The sequence below is a fragment of the Mucilaginibacter sp. P4_C11 genome (assembly GCF_056402115.1).
The window spans coordinates 241593-259429 of record NZ_JBFUIA010000004.1 but is presented as its reverse complement, the minus strand read 5'-3'; the positions used below and the strand labels follow the sequence as shown (position 1 = coordinate 259429).

Sequence of the window (17837 nt, the reverse complement as noted above, 5' to 3'; positions counted from 1 at the left end):
ATTTAATTGTTTTATATATTTATGATTGAAGCATTGCTAAAATGACCATTTACAGAGCGCCAAATGGCCAGCGGATTGCTGTCCTTTAATTCATCGGGCAGTAAGGCCTGCGGCATTCCCTGATAACACACCGGCCGGGTAAAACGGTAAATTGCCCCCGTACCAACAGAGGTGCTGCGGGCATCTGACGTGGCGGGGTATGGGCCACCATGCACCATAGCCTCTACAACTTCTACGCCGGTTGGGTAGCCGTTTATAATAAGCCGGCCAACTTTAGTTTCCAGCACGTCAAGCAGAGTTTTATATACCGGTAATTCATCTTCGGTGCCATGCACAGTAGCTGTCAGGTGACCGGATAAATCTTCTGCAAGGCTTACCATTTCGGCCTGAGAGGTTGCGGTGATGATGATAGCAGAAGGGCCGAATAGTTCCTCTTCCAGTTGGGGCTGCTCCTGAAATACTTTCAGGCTTGTTTTAAAAATGGCAGGCACCTGGCGCCGTGCATCGTTTGGCAAATGGCCTTCGGCCAGCAACTCCAACGCTTTATTTGCCCGCCTGCCAGCTACGCCCTTTTGATAGGCTTCGGTTATTGCAGGCGTCAACATTACGCCATCAGGCGTGGCGTTTATATTATTTATTAAACTTTGATAGAAAATATCTTCGCCGGCGGTCGATGCATGTATTAACAAACCTGGGTTGGTACAAAACTGCCCCACGCCAAGGGTTAGCGCATTTATATAACCGGCGGCAATAGCCTCATGTCGCTCTGCCAAAGCTTGCGGCAATATAAACACCGGGTTACTGCTCCCCATTTCGGCAAAAACGGGTATGGGCTCGGGGCGGGTTGCTGCTGCATCGCATATTAGCCTGCCCACACGGCTGGAGCCGGTGAAAGCTATTGCTTTAATGCCTGCGCTGTTTGTTAACGCTACGCCTACCTCCGGCTTATCGCCTTGTAGCAGCGAAAAATATCCTGTGGGCATGCCGTTTGCAAAACTTGCCGCAAGTATAGCCTTGGCCACTATTTCGCAGGTGGCGGGGTGGCCGGGGTGTGCTTTGAATATAACAGGGCAGCCTGCAGCTATAGCGCTCACGGTGTCGCCACCAGCTGCCGAAAAAGCAAGTGGGAAATTACTTGCACCAAATACCGCGACAGGGCCAATCGGCCGCTGCATCGACCGCATATCGGGCCTTGGGGTAGGCTTGCGCCGCAAATCGCCGGTATTTATTTTAGCATCTGCCCAGTTGCCTTCCCTTAATAGTTTAGCGAAAAGCCGCGCCTGGTTGATAGTACGAAGCAATTCGCCCGCTATGCGTGTGGTGGTGAGTGCCGTTTCCAGGCAAGCCATTTCAACTATTTGCGGGCCGGCTTTCTCCAGCTCCAGCGCAACGGCCTCTAAAAAAAGCGCTTTTTCAATGCCTGTTTTTTTGCGCGTTATTACAAACGCCCGCTGTGCTGCCGCCACTGCCATTTCAATATCGCCCTCGGTGGCATTAAAAAAACGGAAACTCAGGTTGTTACCTGTAGCCCGGTCCACTGCATAAAAAAAATCAGTCCCCGTGGTAACGTTTTGCCCGTCAATCAGCTGCCTGCCTTCAATGTTCATCATCATTACTCCCCCACAATATTTGAGAGCCTGCCAATATTGCTGATGCTGATATTAACCACATCGCGGTATTTAAGCGTAAAAGAATCGGGAGGTACAATGCCGGTACCGGTCATGAGGTACGCACCTACAGGGAACGAGATTTCCATAAAAAGGTACTTGGCAAGTTCCTGGTGTGTGCGTTTCATCCGGCTGATGAGCACTTCATCAGCAAAAATTTGCGCGCCGCCTCTCAAAATTTCTATTTGGATTTTGGTCTCGGCGGGAATAGGTTCGGCCGGTACATATAGGCACGGCCCAACAGCTGCCGCGCCGTTGTATGATTTTGCCTGTGGCAGGTATAGCGGGTTTTCGCCCTCAATATCCCTCGACGACATATCGTTACCAATCATATATCCCTCAATAGTACCGATACTGCAAATAAAGAGCACCAGTTCCGGCTCGGGAACGTTCCATTTGGAGTCTTTGCGGATGCGCACGGTACCTTGCGTGCCAACTGCACGGTAGGAGGGAGATTTAAAAAATATCTCGGGGCGCTCGGCACTGTAAACCCTTGAGTAAAAATCGCCGCCACCTGCGTTTTTGGCTTCTTCCATACGGGCATCCATGCTACGCAGGTAAGTTACGCCCGATGCCCATATCTCCTGGCCGCCAATGGGAGCACCGGGGTGTTCAACATCGGTGGAGAGCTCCGGCCGGATGGGCAGATTCAGGATGTCCTGTAATACTTTCCCGTGCAATCCCTCCCGGTTTATAAAACCGTCCCAGGTCCACGCTGTCGAACTGTAAAGCTGGTCGAGATATTTAACAATTACTTTATCGTTCGATTTAAAAATATGCATAGCTGTTATATTATGCCGCTTTGCCTGCGGTATTAATTATTACGGTCAATAAAAAATGCGTTCGTTTTGGTTACAGTTGGTTACGTTACAAAGAATGCTAATTGAAATGGTTCTGTCTTCTAAAAAACCACAGCGATGAATTTTACACAAAAAACCTTTTGGGTGGCAAGCTTCACGCTAATTATTAACTTTCATTAAATCAACATCTTCAACATGTCTTTTAGTTGGTTTTTTATGCCAGTAAGAGGCCAATAATGAGCCTGTAATATTCATTAGGGTAGAGAAAATAACAGGTGCCAGGCCAAGCGTGCCTATTTTGCCTAAACCTTTTGCCAGGCCCGCCGCCATGCCGCCGTTCTGCATGCCTACTTCAATGGCAATGGTGCGACAGTCGCGTTCTTCCATCCCCAATAATTTTGCCGACCAGAAGCCAAGCAAGTAGCCGCTGATATTGTGCACCAATACCAGCACGGCAAGCAGCAGGCCAACTTTAAGCAAGCTATCGCGGCCGGCGGCCGTTATTATTATAATAATGCCGATGATACCGCCCATTGATACCAAAGGCATCAGTTTTTTAAGCCAGTTTACCCGCCCTTTGGCTATTGCCGAAAAAAGCAAACCCAGGGCAATAGGTATCATTACCATTTTAAAGATGTCCGCAACCATTAGCAAGGGATTTATTTTGATGAGTGGCCCTGCCAGCATATCCATCAAAAAAGGGGTTACGATTGGCGAAAGCAGCGTGGAGATGCTGGTAATTGTAACAGAAAGCGCCAGGTTTGCCTTTGCCAGGTACGATACTACGTTTGATGCCATACCGTTGGGGCAGCAACCAATGAGTATGATGCCCGCAGCTACCTCGGGGGGCATAGCAGCAAACTTTATGCTAAGGGTAGCTATGCTAAAGCCCAGTAACGGCATGATTATAAAATGGCTTGCCACGCCTATCAATATACCTCTTGGGGCACTTAATACGCCTATGAAGTCTTTGTAGTGCATAGAGGTGCCCATACCAAACATGATGAGCTGGATTAGCGGGATAATTAACCTGGCATACTTAAAGCTGCCATAGCTTATAAATGGCCCAGGGTAATAAAGGGCCATGGTTGCGGCGCCAAAAATTACAATGGTGTAAGTAAAACTTTTGGTTTTTGTAAAGGCCCTGCAACCAATGGCCAGCAGTAAAAAGAATGTAAGCACATATGGGCCGGCATAGGCCGGCCCTCTGCAAACTACTGTTAGTACAACCGTGGCAAATATGGCTACAGTTAATGCCAGGATTGCTTTGTAGAAAGTACTCATACCCCAAACCATCAGGCAAAGAAAGGCACACCGGGCACGGCGTATTTTTTAAGGCCTTCTTCATTTATCTCTACCCCTACGCCAGGTTTATCAGATAAAACCAGGAAGCCTTTTTCAATAAAGGGCTTATCGTATGTTACTATCTCCTTCCATTTAGGTTCAGTATCGCTAAGTGTTTGCCACTCCATGATATGAAAATTGGGCACCGATGCGCAAACATGCGCGGTGGCCATAGCCCCCAGGAACGAGCCAACCATATGCGGCGAAAAGGGCACGTAGTACAAATTGGCCAGGTTGGCTATGCGCTGCCCCTCGCCAAGGCCGCCGCACTTCTGTAGATCGGGCATTACGATATCTATTCCTCCTTCTGAGAGCAGCCTGGTGTAGCCATACGCCAGGTAAAAGTTCTCTCCTGCACAAATAGGCGTGGTTGTTTCCTGGGTTACTGTTTTATACACATCAATATTATCTGCGGGTACCGGCTCCTCCAGCCACATCAAATTAAGGGGTTCCATCATCTTGGCAACCCTTCGGCCCGTAGTGGCGTCATAGCGGCCATGCATGTCTACGCAGATATCGATATTCGGGCCAACTTCTGTCCGTACCGCAGCAATGGCATTGAACATCCTGTCCAGTTCGGCGTTGCTGGCCGTCCAGTTATAGCGGTCGAACTTATTGGGGTCGCGTGCGTCGTCAATGTCAAATTTTACGGCGGTGTAACCACGGTTTATTGCACCACTGGCAGCTTTGGCATAATCCTGGGGCACCGGATGTGTGGCTGTGTATAATTCGGTATCGCAATAAACCCTGCATTTATCCCGGTATTTACCGCCCAGCAGCTGGTAAACCGGTACACCCAAAGCCTTGCCTGTAAGATCCCAAAGCGCGGCTTCAATAGCCGTTAATACCGCTACGAACATCCCCGACTGTGCCCCGCCAAAAAAATTTGCCTTGCGTATTTCTTCGGCTATCCTGTTGGGGTTTAAGGGGCTGCGCCCTTTCAGGAAAAACTCCAGGCGTTTAACCAGGTAATAGGTGCCTGCAATGGCATCAACCCCTTCGCCCGAGCCCCATATGCCCTGGTTGGTGTATATCTTTACAAATAGCCCGCCTCCGGCATAGGCGCATTTCATTTCGGTTATCTTCAGGTCTGAGGGAGACGATGCTTGCGGGGTACGCTCCCGGGCATCTATTAATCCCTGCCCGAATGTTTTACTCAGCGGTGCTGCCAGCGCAGCCGCACCGAATAACGAAGCCTTGGTAAGAAAGCTACGCCTGTTTTGGTTTTTTGACATAAATTTTTATTGCTAACGATAGGTTGTTTTACCAGGTACGGTTTTTTAAGATGTTCTGTATTTGCTCCTTTGGCACAGGCAGTTCGTTGATATGGGCGTTAAGCCAGGCCGAAAAATCTTTTTCGATATCATCGCTCCAGCGGGCATCTATTTGCCCGGCGGTGTATTTTCCTTCTTTTAAGCGCAGGTGGCCAAACATGTCCCTCAGCCTCACTATCTCAGATGTCGTCGCCACTTTCCCGGCCAGGTGGGGCGGTATAAATATCACCACACCGTTTTCGCCAAGTACCACATCCCCGGGCATTACAGTAACCTGTTTGATGCGGGTGGGCTGGTTTATCCCAATAATCATGGTATTGAGGTCGCCCGGCGGGTTATGGTAAGATGGGTCATAGCTTTCTACAAATGACGTAAAGCTGCCAATCTCTTTTAATCCGCGGATATCTCTTACAGCTCCATTGTAAACAATGCCATTCCCTGTTTTGGCATATATGGCGTTGCCCACGTTATCGCCAATGGTTGGCCCGTTTTTATGCGCACCAAACTGGTCGGCCACATATACGTCGCCTTTAATCAAAAGGTCTACCGGCCATGTATTCTGGCCTTTTTTGCCCTGCGCTTTACCGCGGTCATCAATTGCTTTCCACACATCGGGCCGCGCGGGCATAAGTGTTGCCGTTACGGCGCGCCCTACCAAAACGCTGTCGGGGTTTATCACTAACCAATTCTCGGCTATCTGGTAGGCATAACCGGCATTCTTCAATACGGCCCAGGCTTCTTCGATGCTCACTGTTTTTATCCTAGCCAAAATAGCGTCAGGCACTTTGGGGCGGCCATCAGCAAAACGCTCGCCTTTCCATTCCGGAGTAAGGAATATCAACTCGTCCCTGGTAATCTTTTGGGCAAATGCTGTTTGGAGGCAGGCGCAGCAATGCAATAACGCACCGCCTAAAATGCCGAGAAGGAAACGCCATTTTTTCATAATATAATTTGATGCGCACACTGATATGCGGGGCAAACCCGCATATCAGCAGCCTGGTTTAATTGGGGATTGGTTATAATTACATACAAAGAATGGCAATATAAAACACGTAAAATACCATTAAAAAACAGCGATGGTTTTTATACAAATGTTGGTTTGATAATGCGTAAACTTGCTTTATACGGATGCCGGTTTACGGCACCCCAATATTTGCCGGGGTTTATGATAACCGCAGTAGCATACCAAATATTTATCCTGAATGAATCAACTGATACTTCAGCAGGGCTTATCCAAGGTGCTTGCGAACTTTCCGCATATACTTGAATTTGTCCACAAAAAGAACAATACCATCCAACTCAACTCGTTTAGCAGCAATGTTGCCGATTGTATTTGCCTGTATTATATACTGGAAGGAAAGTTCACCTGGATAATTGATTCGCTGGAACACATTTTGTATCCAGGAGATTTTGCCATGGTATTGCCTGGCCAGCGCATTGGTGGCCAAAGCAGCATAATGAACATTGGAGCGCTGTTCTGGATAAAAATATCTACCGAAGATAACGGCAGGTTGTTGCTGGGTAAATGGAGCGGCTTAACGAAAAAAGAAAAAATATCCGTCAACCAGATCTTGCTGATCAATAAAGAGCAGCATGTTTTAAAATTGAAAGAGGCACATGCGTTAATGCAAAACCTGCAGGCCGAGCTGCAAAACGAAGAGGTGGGTTTTTATACCCGTGCAAACCAGCTGCTTGACGAGCTTTTTGTTTTAATAAGCAGGCAGTTCATCAGGCAAAATAATTCCAGGCGCGACTTCCCGCAAAACTTCCTGAAACTTGAACAAACTTTAAGGCAGAACCTTGCCCACCAATGGACAGTTGAAGAAATGGCCGCACTGATTGGTATGGGAACCACCGCTTTTACCGAGAAAGTAAAAAATTATTCCGGGTTTTCGCCGCTGAACTATTTGATCAACATCAGGATAGCCGAAGCCACCAAACTGCTGAAGCGGAACCAAGTAAATGTTACCGATATAGCGCTCAACACAGGTTTTTATTCGTCGCAGCATTTTTCTACAACATTTAAGAAACTAACCGGCTATACGCCAACGGAATTCAGGAAAAACAAAACAACAGATCAATAATATACATCATGAACTGTATCATCATCATAGAAATGGGCACAGCCGCAGTTAAGGTTTTTGCCTTCGACCTTTCGGGAAATCTAATAAGTTCTTCGAAGGGGCATTACCCCACTTTTCATGAACAAAATGACCATAGCGAACAAGACCCGGAGCAGATGTTCATTACGATGTTATATATTTTAAAAAACCTGCTTATAGAGAAAATATACCCCAAAAAATACACCGTAAGCTGTATCTGCTTCGGCTCATCGATGCATAGCCTGCTGGCGGTAGATAAAGATGGCATACCCTTAGGCAACGCTATTACATGGGCAGATAACAGGGGCAAAAAAGAAGCCGCGGAATTAAAAGCCAGCCCGCTTGGCGAAGAGATTTATAAAGCCACCGGGACTCCCATACACCCTATGTCGTCTTTGATAAAAATTGCCTGGATGAAAAACAATGATCCTGTGAAATTTGGTCAGGCGAAAAAATTCATGCCGATAAAAAGCTATATTATACAGCAACTTACCGGCGCATGCGTAATTGACTACAGCATCGCTTCTGCCACAGGGCTGATGAATATCCACAATTTGGTCTGGGACGTGGCGGCATTGGATTTTGCGGGCATAACGCCGGAGGAGTTACCCGCTTTGCACCCTGTTTTCTACTCGGGCGTAGCGCTAAAAAAAGAATATCAAAGGGTTTTAAAGCTGCTGCCTACGGTGAAAATCCTCATCGGATCAAGCGATGGCTGCCTTGCCACCCTGGGTGCAGGCGTTTGGGGCAATGGCATGGCTACAATAACCATCGAAGATAGCGGGGCGTTCCGCATCATTGGCGACCGGATAATTGAAGACCCCAAACAACAAATATTCAACTACCTGCTCACCGAAAAGCACATCATTACCGGTGGACCAACCAGCAACGGCGGCGTGATATTCAATTGGTTTACCAAACAATTCGGCGATTTTCAGAAAGCATTTGACATTGACCAATCGATGGAAACGCTGATAGAGGAAGCGGCAACGGTTGAAGTTGGCTCCGGCGGATTGATTTTTCTCCCCTTTTTGCATGGCGAACGGGCCCCTATTTGGAACCCCAACGCACGGGGCTGCTATTTTGGCGTAAATATACGGCACGAGCGCAAGCACTTCATCAGGGCTACGATTGAGGGGATTTTGTTCGAAATGTATAGTATTGGCCGCACGCTGGAAAAGCACCGTCATATTGAAGGCCTCTCCATTAACGGCAACTTCGCTTCGATACCACTTTGTACACAAATTATTGCAGATATATTTAACAAGCCCGTAAGCACGCTAAGCCATGGCGACAGCATAGGCAGAGGAGCCTTCCTGTTAAGTGCTACCGAGATGGGTATTTATCCTTCGCTGGAAGAAGCCTCTAAAACGGTTACCATGCATCGAACCTACTATCCGAAAGCAGAAAACCACCAGGTGTACGCGCAATACTTCAAGGTGTTTGAAAGCCTGATAACAAAAGTGGCAGATGAATTTGACATTATCTCCGATCTGCAACAGCGGTACAGCCAGTAATGGGATTGGGGGCCTCCATCTGCGGTGTAAAGCGCGGCCAGCTGTTAAACTAACTTAGTTCAGGTAAACTTGTGCCTGCAGCCAGCTGTCTTTTGAATTTGGGCCAATCAATATTCTATATCTCCCGGGGCGTAGGGTTAATTTCCCGGCCTGTTCGTTCCATTTTTTGAGGCTGTTAATCGGTACAGACACTGCGATGTTTTTGGAAGTACCCGGGCCGAGGCTGATCCTGTTAAATTGCCTTAATTCTTTTAGTGGCAACATTTCATTAAACCCATCCGGATATTGTATATAAACCTGCACAACTTCGTCACCGGCCTTCACCCCCTGGTTTTCAACATTAACAATGCCTGTTATTTTTCCTGCGCTAACTTTCATTTTTTGCTTTCCAAACCTATAGCCAAATTTGCTGTAGCTAAGCCCGAACCCAAAGGGGTAAGCTACCTCGCCTTTAAAATACCGGTAGGTGCGGCCGGCCATGGCGTAATTTTCAAATGGCGGCAAGTCGCTGTCGCTTTTATAAAAGGTTACCGGCAGCCTGCCGGATGGATTGTAATCACCAAAAAGCACATCTGCAATTGCGGTACCTGCGGCCTGTCCGCCATACCAGCCGTTCACAATTGCCGGTACGTGTTTATTTTCCCAATCCATGGCAATTGCACTTCCGGTCATCAGCACAAGCACCACCGGTTTTCCTGTAGCATACAAGGCCTTTAATGTTTCGGTTTGGATAGCCGGGAGCACAATTGATGTACGATCTCCACCCGAGAAACCGGGTTGGCTAACAGGCATTTCTTCTCCTTCCAGTTCCGGTGATATGCCGCCTACAAACACAATAATATCAGCATCGCTTACTCTCGCAGCAATATCTTCGGGCTTATTTTCTTTTACTCTTCCGGGTATCATTTTTATGGCAGCAATCCTGCCGGGGGCACTGCTCTGGTAAAATTCAAGCACGATTTGATATTGCTTGCCGCCAGTGTACTGCTGCACAAAATCTATAGTTGTAGATCCGTGCTGCCCCCAGTCGCCAGCCTTTTGTACGCCATCAACCAACAAGCGATAACCATCTCTCCCGGTGATTTTAAAACTGTATAGCCCCGTGCTATCCGGAACGAAAACCGTAGACCACCGGGCCGAAAAGCCATTAGCTTTAACGCCGTCAGCCACATCGCCGCCTTCAGGCCATCTGTGCGCTATGCTTTCCTCATAACTGGTGTACACCGGCTTGCCGCTTAGATTGGTGCTTTTGAAATATTCGGCCTTGAAACCCGTATGTCCGTCAATGGTAAGCACTGCTGCATTGTTAATAGGATAAGCTACACGGTTATCGGTATAACCGGTGGCTTTTTCGTAGTAAACTTTAGTCCCCGCCCCAACTTTGGCTTTTATTGCCTTAAGCGGAGTGGATATTACCGAAGGGAATCCATTGTAATTACCCAGCACCGAAATTTCATTATCGGCATTGGGCCCAATCACCGCAATTTTTTTATACATTTTTTTTAGGGGAAGCAATTGCCCCTCATTTTTCAACAATACGACGGACTGCCGGGCCATTTTAAGGGCCAGCTGCTGGTGTGGTTTTGCCTCCAATACTTCTTTGCCTATCAGGTTGTATTTGCAATCCTTATCAAACAGGCCCAAACGGAAACGAATAGTAAATAACCGCCTTACCGAAACATTTATCTGCTCTTCATCTATCAGTTTATCTTTAACTCCCTGCACCAGGGCCTTATAAGCATCCGTGCCGCATTCCAGGTCGGTACCATGGAATACGGCATCCGCGGCTGCGCTTGCAGGGCCTGTATGAGTTTTATGGTTTTTAAAGAAATCGTCAATGGCCCAGCAATCTGAGGTAACATAGCCTTTAAATTTCCATTGGTTGCGGAGGATGTCCGTCATCAGTAAATCGTTTCCGCAGCAAGGCTGTCCTCCAAGCGCGTTGTAGGCACACATTACGCCTGCAACTTTTGCATTTACGATGAGTTCTTTAAAAGCGGGCAGGTAGGTGTCCCAAAGGTCGTAATTGCTAACTGTAGTATTAAACGTATGCCTGGATGATTCGGGGCCGCTGTGTACCGCAAAATGTTTGGCACATGCCGCAGCCGTGAGGTAATGCAGGTTGGTGCCCTGCAGGCCGGTTACAAAGCTTTTTCCAAGCCGGCCGGTCAGGAAGGGGTCCTCGCCGTAAGTTTCCTGCCCCCGCCCCCATCGCGGGTCGCGGAAAATATTGATGTTGGGTGTCCAATACGTAAGACCGTGGTAAATGCCCGTACTGCCATTTGCAATGGATAGATTGTAAATAGCGCGCCCTTCCCGGGCAATGTAAGTACCCATCAGCTTAAAAGCAGCTGGGTCCCAGCCGGCAGCCATGCCAATTGCCTGTGGGTAAACGGTAACATTATACTCTGTGCGCGCAACGCCATGCAGGCTCTCGTTCCACCAGTCATATGCCGGTATTTTTAACCTGGTAATAGCGGGCGCTTTATTGAGCATCTGCAAAACCTTTTCTTCGAGGGTGAGCCTTTTTACCAGGTCAAACGCCCTTGCTTCAGCGCCAAGCTTTGGATTTTGAAACGGTAGCGAATTGCTTTGCGCTTTTGAGTCATAGGATGCGCTGCCGCAGATGCTGCAAATCAGTATCAATAAAAACGGCTTGCTCCATTTCTTGTTTAAATATCCCATGGGTAATTATCAGGTTTAATAAAAGGGCGACGCCATCCTGCCAAGATGCATGGCAGACTACACACTTTTAATAATTGGTGGCGGCAAGTTATAGGTTTTGCCGGTGGGTAACTTCTAATAAAGCCCCCCGTTGATTTTTACACAATTGGTTGATTTGCCTGTATATGATGTCAGGCCTCACATAGCCGCAGTTTCGGGTATTGAGGCTTTAGTGTTTCGTCAAACAGAATTGTAAAGGGTACCCGATATTGCTGTAACCCTATTTCAGTACCAGGCAGTTTGTTTTGAATGCTCTTTAAACTCCAGACTCTAAGTCGTTATCATTTTGATCATCTCCATTATTATTTGATGCAACTGTTTGCCGAACATAATGCCCAGGAAAAAAAGGACTAATCGGAAACGGATTTGAACCGGTTAATGAAGGCTAACAATTTCCACCTGTTTTTTTACTCAAAGAAGGTAAAGGCACCACGGCCATGCCCGAATAAATGATAAAAAACCGATCATAACCTATATTTCATGCCCGGTTATTGACAAAAGTTGACTTTTATTGCTGAATAGTGTGATGATGTCCTTTTCTGAAGGTATAGTTTTGGGGCAATAATTTATAAGCCATTTTTAAAAATTGAAGAAACATTTTAATGCTAACCCCAAGTATCATCAATGAGGCGTGAGGGTATCAGGCTATTGATGTTATATGCAAACGATTTCTATGCAACGCATCAATAGGCCGAAAGCTCATTTGTATTTCGACAATTTATTATTTACTAAAATTGATTTAAGTTAAAGTATCTACCATGAATATAAAACGCAGTGCACTATTGTTGGCGGCGGGCTTTGTAATTCTGTCAGGATTAAGATCACAAGGACAGTCTGCAACTCCAGGCAAGATAGATGTTATAACCGAAAATGATACCGTACGAAGTATCGCGCCATTCTTTACCCCGGCTACCGTATCAAAAAAAGCCCCGAATAGTGAAGGGTTTATTCAGCGTTGGTCACTATTAGAACCCATTAGCAAATCCATACGAAGTAATCTTGTTTTTACCGTTAACTACCTGAAAACGCAATTTGAAACCGATTATTTCCCAAACCAGTTTACGGTTATTCCAAAGAATGATGAAAAAGTAAAAGTCGGCGAACAGGAATTGTTATGGCATGCATTGGAAAGCCCCAATTTCAACGTCAAATTATTTCGTCTTGCCTATGGGTTAAAGAAACAGACCTATGCCGTATTATTTTGGGCAGTAACTATAGTAAACAGCCCGCGGGAGATAAAAAATGTAAGATTGGCGGCAGGGTCAAACGGAGGATCAATGTGGTGGATAAATGGAAAAGAAGCAGTGATACTTGATGGGGACAGGCGCATGGTAATGGATGATTGTGTTTCGGCCCGGCTGACACTAAATAAAGGGAAAAATATCATACGCGGAGCAGTGATCAATGGGCCCGGGCTCAGTGATTTTTGTGTTCGGCTGCTGGATGAAAAAGGAGCGCCGATAAAAGATGTAACTATCACGCTGCAATAAATTAACTGATCATCCCATCTAACATCGAATTTGTAAAGCAATTGAGTTATTATGAAATTAATAGTAAAGGTATTAAGTACTATAGCCCTGTTTTCATTGTTATTAACCGGACAGGCCAATGCACAAGTTGGCAAACCATTTATACATGACCCCTCTACCATTGCAGAATGCGATGGAAAGTATTACACATTCGGAACATTTGGAGGCGGGTTAATATCCGAAGATGGCTGGACATGGAATGGAGGCGGAGTAAGACCAGGCGGCGGGGCCGCTCCTGATGTATTAAAAATTGGTGACCGCTACCTTATTGTTTATGGCGCCACCGGCGGTGGCCTGGCAGGCGGTCATAACGGAACAATACTGACCATGTGGAATAAGTCGCTTGATCCAAAATCTCCGGACTTTAAATATTCAGAACCTGTAAAAGTTGCTTCGTCTGATGGTATCGAGGATAATGACGCGATAGATCCGGGGCTTCTGCTTGACCCAACCGATGGAAGGTTATGGTTATCGTACGGCACCTATTTTGGGTATATACGCCTGGTGGAGCTTGACCCTAAAACGGGTAAGCGTGTTGAAGGTAATAAAGCATTAAACATAGCTATTGATTGTGAGGCCACAGATTTGTTATACCGTGATGGATGGTACTATTTGCTTGGAACACATGGTACGTGTTGCGATGGCCCAAACTCAACTTATAACATTGTTGTTGGCCGCTCCAGGAAAGTAACCGGGCCATATCTTGATAATATGGGAAGGGATATGTTGAAAGGAGGCGGCAAAATGGTAGTTGCAGCTGGCGACAGGCTGATTGGGCCAGGACATTTTGGACGCATTGTAGTTGGCGATGGGGTAGAAAAAATGTCTTGCCATTACGAGGCAGATCTGGATCAAAGTGGCCGTAGCGTATTAGGTATCCGCCCGTTACTATGGAAAAATGGATGGCCTGTGGGAGGTGATAACTTTAAAGAAGGAACTTATGAGATTGAGTCTGAGCGAAGGGGATATGCCTTAGAATTGGGCGTTGATTTTATAAGAATGCCGGGTGGGATGCGTTTTAACCGGAATAATGATGAACCCGTGAAACCGGTACCATCGCAGGAGTTAGCAGATGTAGTTAAAGGCTGGCCAGCCGGAAACATTGGTGTGCGGATAAGTGATTATATGTTTCGCCCGCATCAAAAATGGACAATCTCGCCAGTCCCTGGTGCAGGGGGATACCTGGGCGGACCATATTATCAGATAGTAATTGCCGGAACAGATCGCGCATTAGCAGCAACAGCCGAAGCTGAGCTTGTGACAGTACCAACGTTTACCGGTGCGCCGGAACAATTATGGCGAATTGATCAGCTGACTGATGGAACTTATCGGATTATGCCAAAAGTGGTTCCAAATTCGAAAGAGCAATTGGCTTTAGTTTCATCTGGAGACAGCACGCCTACACTCGCCAAATTTGATATGGATAGTGATAATTCCAAGTGGAATTTCAGGACTCACTAATGTCAATGATAAATTGCCGGATAGTCTTTAGCCCAAAGTCTTAAGTTCTAAGCCAAAAAAGGAAAATTCAACTTTAGACTTACGACTTAGTGCTGTTGGCTTAATACTATTTTGTTGAATGGCAATCTGGAAATACAACTATCTTGAAATGTAAATGACGAAAGATATGAATTCAAAGTGTTTACTTATAGTAAATAAAGCTGCGACTGCATTAAAAGAAGCAGGCTACAACGCCGTGCCTTTTATTTCAGAGAATACTGCCCATGAGTTTCTAACCGGGCGCCGCAGCCTGAAAGAACTTGCGCCGCTGCTGTTTAAAGACTAAGCTGCCTTGCTGTGTTAATATATTTAAGTGCGCTTAATTGTGAGTAAAGCAATTAAGCGTGTTTTTTGCTATTTATGCATATAACACCATAAACCAACCATGAGCAAAATTTTCAATAACTATTTTCTGGGGTTCGCTTTTTTTTTGTTGACCACCTGCGCGGCTTTTGCCCAAACGGCTCATAATCCAATTATTTACGCGGATGTGCCTGATATTTCAATAATCAGGGTCGGTAATGCTTATTACATGAGCAGTACTACTATGCATATGAGCCCCGGGGTGCCAATCATGAAATCTAAAGATTTAGTTAACTGGAAACTTGTAAGCTATGCGTATGATATTTTGGATGATACCGATGACCTAAACTTAAACAATGGTAAAAGTAGCTATGGGCGAGGTTCGTGGGCAAGCAGCCTGCGCTATCACAATGGCATTTACTATGTATCTACCTTTGCGGGCAATACCGGCAAAACGTATATTTATACCACGCATGATATTGAAAAAGGCCCTTGGAAGGCCTTGTCATTTAAGCCGAGCCTGCATGATCATTCCTTGTTTTTTGATGATGATGGTAAAGTTTATATGATTTATGGAAGTGGGCGTATCATGTTAGCGCAATTGAACGATGATCTTTCCGGCCTAAAACCCGGCACAAAGCCACAGGTGTTGATAGAGAACGCCAGCCTGGCTGCCGGGCCGAATTTGGGTTTGCCGGCAGAAGGCTCGCAGATGTTTAAAATCAAGGGGAAATATTACCTGTTCAACATTTCATGGCCGCGTGGTGGAATGCGAAGTGTTCTTATTCACCGGGCAGATAATATTACCGGCCCCTATGAGGGCCGCCTGGCATTACAGGACAAAGGCGTAGCCCAGGGTGGTTTGGTAAATACACCAAACGGCCGGTGGTTTGCCTATCTTTTCCGCGATTTTGGTTCAGTAGGCCGGGTGCCTTACCTGGTGCCTGTAAAATGGGAAGATGGATGGCCTGTATTAGGTATAAATCATCAGGCACCCGATACTGTCGCGCTACCGGCAAATAAACCGCTCATGCCGGGCATCATCTCATCGGATGAGTTTAACCGTAGGCGCGGCGAGCACGATTTGCCCCTGGTTTGGCAATGGAACCATAATCCCGTTAATCAATTATGGTCGCTAAGTCAGCGTAAGGGATACCTTAGGTTAACTACAGGGAGGCTTGATACTACTTTAATTACGGCTAGAAATACGCTTACGCAGCGCACGTTTGGCCCTGAATGTTCGGCCATTACAGCTATTGATGTATCCGGACTTAAAGATGGTGATTGTGCCGGCCTTGCATTGTTACAGCAAAAATTTGGATGGGTGGGCGTAAAAGCCGAAAACGGAAAAAAGTTTATCGTTATGGTAAATGCGCAGGGCGGTTCGCCGGCAGAGTTGGCAATTATTCCGTTAGTCCAAAACCGGGTGTATTTAAAGGTCGCGTGTGATTTTAAAGATAGGACAGACAAAGCGTATTTTTATTACAGTACCGACGGAAATAATTGGATTTCCATTGGTACCACGCTTCAAATGGCATATACTATTCCGCATTTTATGGGTTACCGGTTTGGTCTTTTTAACTACGCAACAAAAGTTACCGGCGGATATGCGGACTTCGATTATTTTCGATTAGGCAATAAATAGGTACCCAGCATTAATCCGGTTATTTATCAGAATAGATGATTTTTGCTGTTTGAAAGCCACCACATAAAACCCGCATCCATTTTTAAGAGGGGAAAGGCCCTTTATTTGCCCGATTTAAACAACAGTGTTACAATTGCAATAATCAGTGTTACGCTCAAGTTGATAATCACTTTACCTTGTGGCACTATCCTCAGGCTTTAATCGGGATAGTAGTATCCTGAATATAAAACTATGAGAAACTTAATACCTCTTTTTTGCCTTTTGTTACTTTCGTGCTTGCAGGCCAAATCCCAGGACAACAAAGCGCCGGGTATAGGCTTTCCAGGAGGTGTGCCTGCTGCTACAAATATCAGGGGGGCACAGTACCCGCTTATTTTGCCCAACCATCATGTAATGTTCCGGTTAAAGGCCCCTGATGCTCAAAAGGTGCAGATAGAGCTGGGAAAAAAATACGATCTCGTGAAGGGGGATGATGGCTTTTGGAGTATTACTACCGATTCAATAGGTGAAGGTTTTCATTATTATTCGCTTTTGATAGATGGCATCGCCACCGCCGATCCTGCAAGCGAAAGTTTTTATGGCATGGGCAGGATGGCCAGCGGTATAGAAATTCCTTTTGCCAAAGGCGACTATTATGCAGAGAAAGATGTGCCGCACGGCGATATCAGGATAAAAAGATATTATTCAACAGTTACCAAATCCTGGCGGCAGGTTTATATCTATACCCCGCCTGCTTATGACGCCAACATAAGCGAAAAATACCCGGTTCTTTACATTTTACACGGCGGCGGCGAAGACGAACGCGGCTGGGCTACCCAGGGAAAAACGAATATGATTATGGATAATCTTATTGCAGAGCGGAGAGCCAGGCCTATGTTGGTTGTAATGCCTGATGCTAATTTGGGGGCTGGCGCATTTGGCGAGGATGGCTTGAAGGCATTCGAGGCAGAAATAAAACAATGCATTATCCCCTTTATCGAAAAAAACTATCGGATTAAAAACTCCAGCGAATACCGTGCATTGGCAGGCTTGTCAATGGGGGGTATTAATACACTTTATACGGGCATATATAATACCAATTCATTTTCATACCTGGGCGTGTTTAGTTCCGGTTGGATTTTGCCCATGCAAAATAATATTGCCAACCCACAATATGAATATTTGAAACAAAACAGTGCAAAGATCAACAGTAATTTGAAGTTGTTTTGGGTATCAGAAGGCGGGACAGAGGATATAGCCTATAAAAACGGTCAAATAATGCTGGCCAAACTGGATGAACTCAACATACGCCATATATATTATGAATATCCCGGAGGCCATACATGGCCGGTGTGGAGGAATAACCTTTACAACTTTGCCCCGCTTTTATTTAAATAATAATACAGCTAAATAGTTAATGGGCAATAAATGAAATCGATTTAACAAACAAGAT

At 46.0% G+C, this 17837-nt stretch carries 13 protein-coding genes; 7 read left to right on the top strand and 6 right to left on the bottom strand.

The features are described from left to right. Window positions 1-11: 11 nt before the first annotated feature. From AC1DU2_RS05675 to AC1DU2_RS05655, 5 genes are all read right to left on the bottom strand, one after another. Window positions 12-1613: an aldehyde dehydrogenase (NADP(+)) gene (locus AC1DU2_RS05675; protein WP_477383252.1), complete on the bottom strand. Its 1602-nt coding sequence runs from the start codon at window positions 1611-1613 to the stop codon at window positions 12-14. Next, window positions 1613-2449: a fumarylacetoacetate hydrolase family protein gene (locus tag AC1DU2_RS05670; RefSeq protein ID WP_477383251.1), complete on the bottom strand. Its 837-nt coding sequence runs from the start codon at window positions 2447-2449 to the stop codon at window positions 1613-1615. The genes AC1DU2_RS05675 and AC1DU2_RS05670 overlap by 1 nt, the downstream gene beginning before the upstream one ends. Window positions 2450-2626: 177 nt before the next feature. Beyond that, a complete protein-coding gene (locus AC1DU2_RS05665; protein WP_477383250.1) occupies window positions 2627-3751 on the bottom strand; it encodes a bile acid:sodium symporter family protein in 1125 nt (374 codons plus the stop codon). A gap of 11 nt (window positions 3752-3762) precedes the next feature. After that, entirely contained in the window at window positions 3763-5046 is a 1284-nt protein-coding gene (locus AC1DU2_RS05660) for a mandelate racemase/muconate lactonizing enzyme family protein (RefSeq protein WP_477360323.1), read from the bottom strand. Window positions 5047-5074: 28 nt separating this feature from the next. Further along, a complete protein-coding gene (locus AC1DU2_RS05655) occupies window positions 5075-6028 on the bottom strand; it encodes an RraA family protein (RefSeq protein ID WP_477383249.1) in 954 nt (317 codons plus the stop codon). Window positions 6029-6287: 259 nt separating this feature from the next. On the opposite strand from AC1DU2_RS05655, the gene AC1DU2_RS05650 reads away from it, so the two are divergent. Both AC1DU2_RS05650 and AC1DU2_RS05645 read left to right on the top strand, forming a co-directional pair. Continuing rightward, complete coding sequence (locus AC1DU2_RS05650) at window positions 6288-7169, top strand: helix-turn-helix transcriptional regulator (RefSeq protein ID WP_477360319.1); 882 nt, start codon at window positions 6288-6290, stop codon at window positions 7167-7169. A gap of 8 nt (window positions 7170-7177) precedes the next feature. Further along, on the top strand, window positions 7178-8704 hold the full coding sequence (locus tag AC1DU2_RS05645; RefSeq protein WP_477383248.1) for a gluconokinase: 1527 nt from the start codon (window positions 7178-7180) through the stop codon (window positions 8702-8704). 54 nt (window positions 8705-8758) lie between these two features. Here AC1DU2_RS05645 and AC1DU2_RS05640 read toward each other — a convergent pair whose 3' ends face one another. Then, complete coding sequence (locus tag AC1DU2_RS05640) at window positions 8759-11389, bottom strand: glycoside hydrolase family 3 C-terminal domain-containing protein (RefSeq protein ID WP_477383247.1); 2631 nt, start codon at window positions 11387-11389, stop codon at window positions 8759-8761. Window positions 11390-12186: 797 nt separating this feature from the next. On the opposite strand from AC1DU2_RS05640, the gene AC1DU2_RS05635 reads away from it, so the two are divergent. The 5 genes from AC1DU2_RS05635 (at window position 12187) to AC1DU2_RS05615 (ending at window position 17782) form a co-directional block, all read left to right on the top strand. Then, window positions 12187-12918, top strand: a complete 732-nt coding sequence (locus AC1DU2_RS05635; RefSeq protein WP_477383246.1) for a hypothetical protein — start codon at window positions 12187-12189, stop codon at window positions 12916-12918. Window positions 12919-12969: 51 nt separating this feature from the next. Continuing rightward, the gene (locus tag AC1DU2_RS05630; protein ID WP_477383244.1) at window positions 12970-14418 is read left to right on the top strand and encodes a family 43 glycosylhydrolase; all 1449 of its coding nucleotides are present in this window, start codon (window positions 12970-12972) and stop codon (window positions 14416-14418) included. A gap of 154 nt (window positions 14419-14572) precedes the next feature. Then, window positions 14573-14743, top strand: a complete 171-nt coding sequence (locus AC1DU2_RS05625; RefSeq protein ID WP_477360309.1) for a hypothetical protein — start codon at window positions 14573-14575, stop codon at window positions 14741-14743. Window positions 14744-14842: 99 nt separating this feature from the next. Beyond that, the gene (locus tag AC1DU2_RS05620) at window positions 14843-16405 is read left to right on the top strand and encodes a glycoside hydrolase family 43 protein (protein WP_477383243.1); all 1563 of its coding nucleotides are present in this window, start codon (window positions 14843-14845) and stop codon (window positions 16403-16405) included. A gap of 231 nt (window positions 16406-16636) precedes the next feature. Beyond that, the gene (locus tag AC1DU2_RS05615) at window positions 16637-17782 is read left to right on the top strand and encodes an alpha/beta hydrolase-fold protein (RefSeq protein WP_477383242.1); all 1146 of its coding nucleotides are present in this window, start codon (window positions 16637-16639) and stop codon (window positions 17780-17782) included. Window positions 17783-17837 lie beyond the last annotated feature (55 nt).